At 39.3% G+C, this 866-nt stretch carries 1 protein-coding gene; it reads right to left on the bottom strand.

Going from position 1 to position 866, the window contains the following annotated elements; genetic code table 11:
• Window positions 1-866: hypothetical protein (locus F8B77_RS17665; RefSeq protein WP_167512865.1), on the bottom strand; the 866-nt coding region annotated here is incomplete at both ends.

The raw sequence follows: 866 nt of genomic DNA, 5'->3' as shown, positions 1-866 counted from the left end.
AAACTAATGCCGTGAGGAATAAAATCATCAGGAGTTAATTGATTATCTCGTTTCTGATCTCGTAAGGATTTATGGATACGGTTATTTTTTCCCACTAAGTCTTTCAGTTCTGTTAAAGACGCTGTCGAGTTATTATCAAGCACATCAATCATATCCTGTTGTTCGGGATCATCGCTAACAACTAAATTTAAATCTCGCAGGGCTTGAACCCGCTCAGAACGCGGTATATTGGTATCGCGCAGTTTATGAAATGCCATGACCCTTTCGTGGGCTTCAATGACCAAGTTTTCATTTTCAGCATCAATAACAAACTGGTTTAAGCGATCTCTTTGTTCAGAATCGGAGACATTAATCGACAAATCTTCGTAATCCACCAACTTCGGAACTCGAGCACCTATACGTTGCTTGGCATAATCATCAAAAATGGTATGCGGATGACGAGTACTATCTCGTCCTGTATTTCTCTCTTCCTGATCACTTTTTCCGTCGTTATCATCATCATTATCTAGGCTATTGATAGTGCCATCCTTATCGGTATCAACATCAAACGATTGAGACAACATGATAGGTGGTATAAATTGATTAAAGTCGGTTGCCTGTTGAGGGTTAAGTTGGAGCTCTTCTTGCTGAAGATGTGATAATGTTTGTCTGAGCTTCAAACCGTTACTATTGGGTAACGGCTTATCAAGAATATCGGTATTGAAAAGATGAATAGCATCTACATTGTGGGTGCTATTATCATTAATTTGACCATCTGCCATGTCTATTACAAGAGCATCGAGTGAAGTATCAATATTGGATGTAGCGCTTAATTCAAGTAATAACGCACTGGCCGCCTCAATCGCCAAACGATGTTTAAATGCTTT

Source organism: Aliivibrio finisterrensis, assembly GCF_008933155.1.
In the GTDB taxonomy this organism is placed as follows: domain Bacteria; phylum Pseudomonadota; class Gammaproteobacteria; order Enterobacterales; family Vibrionaceae; genus Aliivibrio; species Aliivibrio finisterrensis.
The sequence above is the reverse complement of the archived record's forward strand: the minus strand, read 5'-3'. Positions and strand labels throughout refer to the sequence as shown.